Origin of the sequence: Phenylobacterium sp. (genome assembly GCF_016124325.1) — a bacterium.
Taxonomy (GTDB): Bacteria; Pseudomonadota; Alphaproteobacteria; order Caulobacterales; family Caulobacteraceae; genus Phenylobacterium.
This window is the reverse complement of the sequence record NZ_WGNY01000026.1, coordinates 55,524-64,043: the sequence shown is the minus strand read 5'-3', so window position 1 is coordinate 64,043 and position 8,520 is coordinate 55,524. Positions and strand designations below refer to the sequence as shown.

The 8,520-nt window shown below is 72.4% G+C and carries 10 protein-coding genes; 7 read left to right on the top strand and 3 right to left on the bottom strand.

Going from position 1 to position 8,520, the window contains the following annotated elements; genetic code table 11:
* Window positions 1–4: 4 nt before the first annotated feature.
* Window positions 5–454 (bottom strand): host attachment protein, encoded by a 450-nt coding sequence (locus tag GC203_RS15495; protein WP_293456262.1) that lies wholly within the window; start codon window positions 452–454, stop codon window positions 5–7.
* Between the two features lie 225 nt (window positions 455–679).
* Here GC203_RS15495 and GC203_RS15490 point away from each other — a divergent pair, with 225 nt between their 5' ends.
* From GC203_RS15490 to GC203_RS15460, 7 genes are all read left to right on the top strand, one after another.
* Window positions 680–1,555, top strand: coding sequence for a universal stress protein (locus tag GC203_RS15490; protein ID WP_293456259.1), 876 nt, complete (start codon window positions 680–682; stop codon window positions 1,553–1,555).
* A 38-nt stretch (window positions 1,556–1,593) separates the two neighbouring features.
* On the top strand, window positions 1,594–2,442 hold the full coding sequence (locus GC203_RS15485) for a universal stress protein (protein ID WP_293456256.1): 849 nt from the start codon (window positions 1,594–1,596) through the stop codon (window positions 2,440–2,442).
* Window positions 2,418–3,476 carry an AI-2E family transporter gene (locus GC203_RS15480; RefSeq protein ID WP_293456253.1) on the top strand — a complete coding sequence of 353 codons (1,059 nt, stop codon included), beginning with the start codon at window positions 2,418–2,420 and terminating at the stop codon, window positions 3,474–3,476. The genes GC203_RS15485 and GC203_RS15480 overlap by 25 nt, the downstream gene beginning before the upstream one ends.
* Window positions 3,473–4,048: a DUF308 domain-containing protein gene (locus GC203_RS15475; RefSeq protein WP_293456250.1), complete on the top strand. Its 576-nt coding sequence runs from the start codon at window positions 3,473–3,475 to the stop codon at window positions 4,046–4,048. Before GC203_RS15480 ends, GC203_RS15475 begins: the two co-directional genes overlap by 4 nt.
* A 65-nt stretch (window positions 4,049–4,113) precedes the next feature.
* The gene (locus GC203_RS15470) at window positions 4,114–4,881 is read left to right on the top strand and encodes a glucose 1-dehydrogenase (RefSeq protein ID WP_293456247.1); all 768 of its coding nucleotides are present in this window, start codon (window positions 4,114–4,116) and stop codon (window positions 4,879–4,881) included.
* 17 nt (window positions 4,882–4,898) lie between these two features.
* Window positions 4,899–5,510: an NAD(P)H-dependent oxidoreductase gene (locus GC203_RS15465; RefSeq protein ID WP_293456244.1), complete on the top strand. Its 612-nt coding sequence runs from the start codon at window positions 4,899–4,901 to the stop codon at window positions 5,508–5,510.
* 37 nt (window positions 5,511–5,547) lie between these two features.
* Window positions 5,548–5,808 carry a hypothetical protein gene (locus GC203_RS15460; protein WP_293456241.1) on the top strand — a complete coding sequence of 87 codons (261 nt, stop codon included), beginning with the start codon at window positions 5,548–5,550 and terminating at the stop codon, window positions 5,806–5,808.
* Window positions 5,809–5,815: 7 nt separating this feature from the next.
* Here GC203_RS15460 and GC203_RS15455 read toward each other — a convergent pair whose 3' ends face one another.
* Together GC203_RS15455 and GC203_RS15450 are read right to left on the bottom strand one after the other, a co-directional pair.
* Window positions 5,816–6,799 (bottom strand): zinc-dependent alcohol dehydrogenase family protein, encoded by a 984-nt coding sequence (locus tag GC203_RS15455; RefSeq protein ID WP_293456318.1) that lies wholly within the window; start codon window positions 6,797–6,799, stop codon window positions 5,816–5,818.
* 64 nt (window positions 6,800–6,863) lie between these two features.
* Window positions 6,864–8,453 (bottom strand): PAS domain-containing hybrid sensor histidine kinase/response regulator, encoded by a 1,590-nt coding sequence (locus GC203_RS15450; RefSeq protein ID WP_293456238.1) that lies wholly within the window; start codon window positions 8,451–8,453, stop codon window positions 6,864–6,866.
* Window positions 8,454–8,520: the final 67 nt, after the last annotated feature.

Below are 8,520 nucleotides of genomic sequence, written 5' to 3'. Positions count from 1 at the left end.
CCCGTCAGGCTCGCGCGCGGACGTCGTGCAGGTGGCGGCGGATGTCGTCGGCGGTCTCCTTCACCCGCTCGTGCGGATCGGATCCCTCGAGTTTCGCGGCGACGGCCGGGGGCAGGGCCTGGCGCAGGACGCCGAGGGCGTGCGGCGGCGCCATCACCACCAGGCGTTCGTAGTCGCCATGCTGGGCCGCCTTGGCCAGGCGATCGGCCACCCGCCTGAGGAACCGGTCCTCGGTCTCCTGCTTGGGCGAGGTCTCGTCGCCGGCGCCGTGCCGTCCGACGCCTCCGCGCTCGTGGACCGTGCCGTGCTGGTGGGATGGGGCGTGGTCTTCATGCCCGGCCCGCATGCGGGAGTCGGTCAGCTCGTGGACCGGGCCGGCGCGCATGGGCTCGGCGAAGAACCGCGCCTCGGCGCCGTCCGCCGCCACGATCCAGGTGGTTCCCGTCAGTTCCATGCCGATTCTCCTATGCCGAGGCGCCATGCGTGCGGGGCCCCGCAGACCGCGATCCAGACCAGAAACGCGCCGGCTGCAAAACCTCCGTATAGCTACTTAGGGCGCCGCCCCAAGTTCCCGGTCGCCGCGGTCGAGCGTACCCCTCTGCTCAGGTTTCCGGCTGCGAACGCGCGCCGGCCGCCCACATTGCGCTTACAATATCCGACATGTCGCAAGGAGGCTGAGATGACCTCGACGAAAGATCAGGTTGCGCTCCAGACCAAGGCCGCCGCGTCCGGCCCCGCCATCGCCAGTCTGCTGGTCCATGCCGAGCCCGCCGCCCGCGCGACGACCCGCGTCCACGCCGCCGCCGTGCTGGCACGTGACCTTGGCGCGCGGCTGATCGGCCTGGGCGCCGAGACCTTCGATCCGACGCCGACGGTCGATCCGTTCTTTGGCTACGCGGCCGGCGAGTGGGTCTCGCTCGTTCAGGAGCAGATCAACGCCGACCTCAAGGCGGCCGAGGCCGCCTTCCGGCGCGACGCCGCCGGCGCCGACGTCGAGTGGCGTTCGGTGCAGGCCTTTCCGGCCCGGGCCATGGCGAGCGTCGCGCGCGCGGCCGATCTCATCGTCGCCAGCCCGCGCAGCCGGCTGGGCCCGTCGCTCTGCGCGGATCCGGCGGAGCTCGTCATGCACGCCGGCCGCCCGGTGCTCATCGTGCCCGAAGGCGGCGCCGCCCCGAAGGGCCGCGCGGTGGTCGTCGCCTGGAAGGACACGCGTGAAGCCCGGCGGGCCGTGGCCGACGCCATGCCGTTCCTGGCGCGCGCCAAGGACGTGATCGTCGCCGCGGTCTGCGACGACGACGCCATCGAGGAAGCCCGCTTCCAGGCCGAGGACGTCGCCGCCAGCCTGCAGCGCCACGGCGTCGCGGCGCGAGCTCACGTCTCGACGAGCGCGCCGGAAGGCGTCGCCCAGGAGCTGGCCAAGATCGCCGGCGCCAACGGCGCGGACCTGATCGCCTGCGGCGCCTACGGCCACAACCGTGTCGCCGAGTGGGCGTTCGGCGGGGTGACGGACGAGCTCATTCATCGCCCGCCCTGCTGCGTGCTGCTGAGCCATTGACGGTTGAGCGTGTCGGCGAGCCCGGACATAAGCGGCGCATGACCTATCGCGACTTGCTGCTGGGGGCGCTCACCTACCCCGACGCCACGCCGGACAAGGCGGTGCGGAGCGGCGTCGCCTTGGCGCGCCGGTTGGGCGGCGGCGTCTGTATGGCGCCGGTTCGCGTCGACATACCCTCGCTGCGCAGCCGCCTCGCCGACGCCTTGATCCACATCGAGCGCCTGGTGGAGGAAGAGGAAGGGCGCAGCGTCGCCGCGGCGCGGCACATCGAGGGGTGCGCGCGCGTCGCCGCCGACGAGGCCGGCGTTCCGATCGAGGTCCGCACGCTCACGGCGCGCATGTACGAGGAAGGCTCGGCGCTGTGCGCCGCGGCCCATACGCGCGACCTCTGTCTCCTCCCGCTGGGGCCGGCCGTGCTCGACGATCGCGAGCTGGCTGAGGCCGTGCTGTTCGGCTCGGGCCGTCCGGTGATGGTCTATCCGGAGGAGGTGGAGATCACGCCGGGTGACGGTTTCGACGTCATCGCGATCGCCTGGGACGGCGGGGCGCGCGCCGCGCGCGCCGTGGCCGACGCCCTGCCGCTGCTGGTCCGCGCCGGGAGCGTCCGCATCCTGGTCGTGACCGACGAGAAGCCGGAGGTGGGACCGGCCGTCGCCGACGATCTGCTCCGCCACCTCGCCGCGCACGGCGTCAGCGCGACGGTCGACGCGCGCTCGGCCGACGGCCGGCCGATCTCGCGCACGATCCGCAACTACGTCGTGGAGGCCGGTGTCGGGCTCCTGGTCATGGGCGGCTTCGGCCACGCGCGCCTGCGGGAGTTCGTTCTCGGCGGCGCGACCGCCGGGGTCCTGGAGGCTCCGCCTTGCCCCGTCCTGATGTCCCACTGACGCCGGGACCGCCGCAGGCGCGGCGGGCGCGCCTGCCCGCGGCCATGGCCCTGATCGTGGCCGCGACCCTGGGCTTCCTGATCTGGCGTCTCGCCGACGTCATCCTGCTGGCGTTTGGCGCGGTGCTCGTGGCCATCCTGCTGCACGCCCTGGCCGAACCGCTCGTCCAGCGCGCCCGCATGGGCCGGCAGCCGGCGCTCGCGGTGGCGGTCGTGGTCATGGGCGTCGCGATCGCCGGAACGCTGTGGCTGTTCGGCCAGCAGATCGGCCAGCAGATGGCGGCGCTCGGCGAGCTCCTGCCACGCACCTGGGCGGCCCTGCAGGAGCGGCTTTCGGCCTCGCGCGTCGGCGCCTACGTGCTCGACGACCTTCAGCGTCTCCGCCAGCCCGACGGCATGATCGTCACCCTGGGCTCGCAACTGATCGGCCAGTGGGCCAGCGCGGCGACGGCGGCGGTGATCGTGCTGTTCGCCGGGCTCTATCTGGCCTTCCACCCGCAGACCTATGTCGGCGGCCTGCTCCGGCTGGTCCCGGTGGGGCGGCGACCGCGCATGGCCCAGGTCTTCGACGCCTGCGGCAAGGCGCTGAACCGCTGGCTGGTCGGCCAGCTCATCTCGATGGTCCTAGTCGGCGTCACGGTGGGCCTCGGGCTGTGGCTGGCGGGCGTTCCATCGCCCTTCGCCCTCGGCGTGGTGGCGGGGCTCGGCCAGTTCGTGCCCGTGGTCGGCCCGATGGCCGCGACCGTGCCGGGCCTCATCGTCGCCGCCGGACAGGATTTCCAGACCCTGGCCTGGACGGGCGTCGTCTACCTCGGGGCTTCCCAGTTCGAGGCCAACGTCGTCACCCCGCTGGTGCTGCGCCAGATGGTCGAGCTGCCGATGGCCGTGACCCTGTTCGCCGTGCTGGCCATGGGCGTGCTTCTCGGGCCTCTCGGCGTGCTCTTCGCCACGCCGCTGGCCGTGGTGGCCTACGTCGTCGTCCGGATGCTGTATGTCGAGGACGTGCTGGGCGATACGCAGGAGCCTGCGCCGTGAGCGCGGTCAGCGCAGCGGCGGCGCCACGACCCGCCAACCTGCATGCTTCGCGCAGGCGGCCCGCGGGGATCGTGGGGCTGGCGCTTCTGGGCCTGGCGCTCGCGGTGGCGTTCTCTCCGGGCAAGGCGTCGATGCTGATCGGCGCGGCCAGCGGCTGGGCGCTCTGGCTGGCGGGCGCGCTGATGCTGGGGTTCGCGCTCCTGATGTTCACCGGCCCGCTCCGGGCGGCCGGAGCGGCGGCGGCGCTCGCCGCGGCGGGGCTCGGCGCGTGGCTGACCTTCCATCCGACGGCGGGCGCGCTCGCCGCGGCCCTGCTGCTGGCCGCCGCGTTCGTGGTGGACGGGGCCTTCCAGCTCGCCGCGGCCCTGCACCTGCGGCCCCTGGCGGTCTGGCGCTGGATGCTGGCTTCGGCCCTCACCAGCCTGGCGGCGGCCGGCCTGCTCGCCGCCGGCCTGCCCGAGCGGACGTCCGAGGCGGTGTCCCTGCTGCTCTGCGCCGCCCTGGCCACCACCGGCGCGGCGCTCGTGGCCCTGGGGTTCACACGGCGCTCGGAAAATCCGCTGGCGGATTGATCAACCGCAAGTCGCTTCGGCGGCGTCGGGCGCAGGATTGCTTCCGAACCGCCAGGAGCCTGCTCATGGACCGTCTTCGCGGAAAGGTCGCCGCCATCACCGGCGCCGCGCTCGGGATCGGCCGGGCCACGGCGATCCGGATGGCCGGGGAAGGCGCCGCCGTCGCCCTGTTCGACACCAAGGTGGAGGAGGGGACTGCGCTCGCCGCCGAGCTGAGCGGCCGCGGTTTCAAGGCCCGGTTCTGGGCTCTGGACGTCACCCGTGAGGCCGACGTGGCCCGCGTGCTGGACGAGGCCGCCGCGCACTTCGGCCAGCTCGACATCCTGGTCAACAACGCCGGCGTGGCGGGCGCCAACAAGCCGACAGACCAGCTCACCGAGGCGGAGTGGGACTGGGTCCAGGCGGTCAACGTCAAGGGCGTCTTCTTCGGCGTGAAGCACGCGGTCGGCCACATGCGGCGGGCCGGCGGCGGGAGCATCATCAACCTGTCGTCGATCTACGGCCTGGTCGGCGGGCCAGATGTGCCGCCCTATCACGCGTCCAAGGGCGCGGTTCGCCTGATGAGCAAGACCGACGCCCTGATCTACGCGCCCGACAGGATTCGCGTGAACTCGATCCATCCGGGGTACATCTGGACGCCGATGGTGGAAGGCTTCCTGGGCGGGCAGGATGACCCCGAGGTCGCCCGGGAACAGATCGCCACGCTGCATCCGCTCGGCCACCTCGGCGAACCCGACGACATCGCCTGGGCGTGCGTGTATCTTGCTTCCGACGAGGCCAAGTTCGTCACCGGCGCCGAGCTGGTGGTCGACGGCGGCTATACGGCGCGCTGAACCTCCCGAGGGTCCCGATGAAGCACGCGGTCATCCTGGCGCATCCGGCTTCCGACAGCCTGAACGCGGCCGTCGCCAAGGCCTATGCCGCGGCGGTGCGCCAGGGCGGTGACGAGGTGATCCTCCGCGACCTCTACGCGATGGGCTTCGACCCCTGCCTCAAGGCCGAGGAGATACCCGGGCCTGGCGAGCCGCACTTCGGCGCCGACGTCGTCGACGAGCGGGCCCTGCTGGCCGACGTCGACGTCTTCGCCTTCGTCTATCCGCTCTGGTTCAACGCGCCGCCGGCGATCCTGAAGGGCTACGTCGATCGGGTGTTCAGCATGGGGTTCGGCTTCAAGCCCGGCTTCGGCGGCACCGAACCGGCGCTGCGTGGCCGGCGCCTGATCAGCTTCACCACGTCGGGCGCGCCCGACTTCTGGGTGAAGGAGACCGGGGCCCTGGAGACGCTTTCGCGCCTGTTCGACGCGCACCTCGCGGGGGTGTGCGGGCTGGAGGTGGCCGACCACGTCCATTTCGGCGGCATGGTCTCGGATATCGGCCGCGAGGCCTACGAGGACGTCGTATCCCGGGTCCGCGACGCCGCGACCCGTCTTGTGTCGCAACCTGTCGCGGCGCGCGCCCGTTGACCGCGAAAGGGCCGGCATTGGCAGGAGGAGGATCGCCATGAACGCAGTCTCAGAGCAACCGCCCGCTCCGGCGCACAACCTGATGGAGATGCAGGCCCGCGAAGCGCTCTGCATCTGGGAGTGCGCCTGCGGCGCCTGGACCGACTATCTGTCGGCCGTGAGCGCTTCCCCGACGCCGGCTTCGGTGATGGAGGCGAACACCAAGCTCGCCGCCGACACCTGGGACATCTATGGGCGGGCCGCCGGGCTCATGCTCTCCCATGGTGGACTGCGCGCCCCGCTGCTGAGCGACGGCTGATCGCGCCTCAGGGCGTCAGCACGGCCGCGCCGGCGAAGCGGCCTTCGCGCAGGTCGTCCAGCGCCCTGTTGGCCTGGGCGAGCGGATAGGCGGCGACGCGCGGCCGCACGCCGGCCCTGGCGGCGAGCGGCAGGTACTCCAGCCCGTCCCCGCGCGTCAGGTTCGCCACCGAGACGAGGCGGCGCTCGCCCCACAGCAGGTCGTAGGGGAAGGCGGGGATGTCGCTCATGTGGATGCCGCCGCAGACCACGATCCCGCCCTTGCGCACCGCCTTCAGCGCCGCGGGGACGAGCGCGCCGACCGGCGCGAAGATGATGGCGGCGTCCAACAGGTCCGGCGGCGTCTCCGACGAGCCTCCGGCCCAGGCGCAGCCCAGTTCGCGCGCCAGCGCCTGGGCCGGCGCGTCGCCATCCCGGGTGAAGGCCAGCACCTCCTGACCCTCGTGGATGGCGAGCTGGGCCAGCAGGTGGGCGGCGGCCCCGAAGCCGTAGAGGCCCAGCCGCCGAACGGGCCGGCCCTCGCACGCCTTGCGCCACGAGCGGTAGCCGATCAGGCCGGCGCACAGCAGCGGCGCCGCCTCCAGATCGGACAGGCCCTCGGGCAACGGAAAGCTGAAGTCGGCCCGGACGATCACCTTCTCGGCATAGCCGCCGTCACGGGTCCAGCCGTTGAAGGCGGGGTTGTCGCAGAGGTTCTCCTCGCCCTCCAGGCAGTAGCGGCAGACGCCGCAGGTTCCGCCGAGCCAGGGCGCGCCGCGCCGCTCGCCGATCACCACGCCGCTCACGCCCGGGCCGATCGCCTCGACGACGCCGACGATCTCGTGGCCCGGGACGATTCTGGCCCGCACCTGGGGCAGGTCGCCGTCGGCCACGTGTAGGTCGGTGCGGCAGACGCCGCAGGCCCGCACCTTCAGGCGCACCTCGCCCGGCCCCGGCTCGGGGTCGTCACACACCTCGGCGACGAGCGGCGTGCGCGGGGCCTTGAGAACCATGGCGAGCAAGGCGTCGGCTCCGGATGTCTGTCGCGCGGCAGACTATCATGGTCGCCGGCGCGGCTCAGGCCGGTTGGTGCGCCTCGGCCGTCGTCCACCGGGCGATCTTGCCCACCAGCTCGCGGGCGTCGATCGGCTTGGCGATGTGGTCGTTCATCCCCGCCGCGTGGCAGGCTTCGACGTCGCTCGGCAGCACGCTTGCGCTGACCGCCAGGATCGGCGTGCGCTGATTGGGCGCCGCGGCCTTGCGGATCTCTCGGGCCGCGGCCATGCCGTCCATCCCGGGCATCTGCAGGTCCATGAGGACCACGTCGAACGGCTCGCGGAGGGCCGCGTCCACCGCCGCCGCGCCGTCCGCGGCTTCCGTGATGCGGATGTTGAACGGCCCCAGCAGCGCCATGATGAGCTCTCGGTTGGGCCGGGCGTCGTCCACCAGCAGCAGGCGCAACGGCGTCAGCGCCGGTGCCGCGTCCTCCTCCGGCCTGGGCGTGTTCTCGCCGGTCGCGGCCGGTGCGGGCACGGCGAACCAGAACGTCGACCCCTGGCCCTCGACGCTCTCCACGCCGATCTCGCCCCCCATCAGCTCCACCAGCCCCTTGGAGATCGCCAGGCCCAGTCCGACGCCGCCCAGGCCCCTGTCGTCGCGCCTCCCCACCTGGGAGAACCGCTTGAAGAGCTGGCCGACCGCTTCGGGGGCGATGCCGATCCCGGTGTCGCGCACGCGCACCAGCAGGCGCGCCTCGCCGGCGTCGTAGCCGACCTCCGCCGTGACGCCCCCCGCGGGCGTGAACTTCACGGCGTTGGTGAGCAGGTTGAGGATGACCTGCCGCAGCCGGCCGTCGTCGACCAGGAGCCGGCGCGGCGTCCCGGGCGCGATCCTGATGTCGAGCGCGAGCCCCTTTCCGCGCGCCTTGTCCTGCACGACCGCGACGGCGTCCTCGATGAGGTCCGTCACGTCGATGATCGCGGGTCTCAGTTGGACCTGACCGGCCTCGACGCGCGAGTGATCGAGCACGTTGGTGACGATCGCGGCCAGGGCCTCGCCGCTCCGGCCGATGCGATCGGCGTAGGTCCGCGCCCGATCGGGGAGGTCCGCCATCTTGGCCAGCAGGCCGGCAAAGCCCACCACCGCCGTAAGCGGCGTGCGGATTTCGTGGCTGACGTTGGCCAGGAGTTCGGCCCGGGCGGCGACGGCTTCGGCGGCTTCGGCGCGTCGCGCGGTGACCTCCTCCTCCAGGGCTCGCCGTTCGGTGACGTTGCGCAGGATCGTCACGACGCCGGTGACCCGCCCGTCGGCGTCGCGCAGGACCGTCGGGTTGCCCTGGGTCCAGACCCAGGATCCGTCGCCGTGCCGCAGGCGGCGCTCGTTCTCGATACCCCCGCGTGGCTCCACCCCGTCCCGCGTGGCCCGCAGCCGGTTGCGGCGCGCTTCGTTGTCGTCCGGGTGCCCGAAGTCGAAGATCTTGCGGCCGACGAGTTCCTCCGGCCGGTAGCCGAATACCACGGCCGACGGCGAGGCGTACTGGATCACGCCCTCGGCGTCGTACTGGATGATCAGGTCGCTGGCGCTTTCCGCGAGCAGGCGGTAGCGCGCCTCGCTCTGGCGAAGCCGCTCCAGTTCCTCCCGATCGAAATTCTCGTCCGTCGAAGACATGGTAAGCGGAAGGTAAAGCTGCGCCTTGACGACGAACAGGCGTCGGAAGGCCGCAGGGGGTCGGACG

Bases quoted from the DNA above. Each gene is read 5' to 3' on its own strand.
- GC203_RS15495 (WP_293456262.1), bottom strand. From the start codon at position 454: ATGGAACTGACGGGAACCACCTGGATCGTGGCGGCGGACGGCGCCGAG.
- GC203_RS15490 (WP_293456259.1), top strand. From the start codon at position 680: ATGACCTCGACGAAAGATCAGGTTGCGCTCCAGACCAAGGCCGCCGCG.
- GC203_RS15485 (WP_293456256.1), top strand. From the start codon at position 1,594: ATGACCTATCGCGACTTGCTGCTGGGGGCGCTCACCTACCCCGACGCC.
- GC203_RS15470 (WP_293456247.1), top strand. From the start codon at position 4,114: ATGGACCGTCTTCGCGGAAAGGTCGCCGCCATCACCGGCGCCGCGCTC.
- GC203_RS15465 (WP_293456244.1), top strand. From the start codon at position 4,899: ATGAAGCACGCGGTCATCCTGGCGCATCCGGCTTCCGACAGCCTGAAC.
- GC203_RS15460 (WP_293456241.1), top strand. From the start codon at position 5,548: ATGAACGCAGTCTCAGAGCAACCGCCCGCTCCGGCGCACAACCTGATG.
- GC203_RS15455 (WP_293456318.1), bottom strand. From the start codon at position 6,799: ATGGTTCTCAAGGCCCCGCGCACGCCGCTCGTCGCCGAGGTGTGTGAC.
- GC203_RS15450 (WP_293456238.1), bottom strand. From the start codon at position 8,453: ATGTCTTCGACGGACGAGAATTTCGATCGGGAGGAACTGGAGCGGCTT.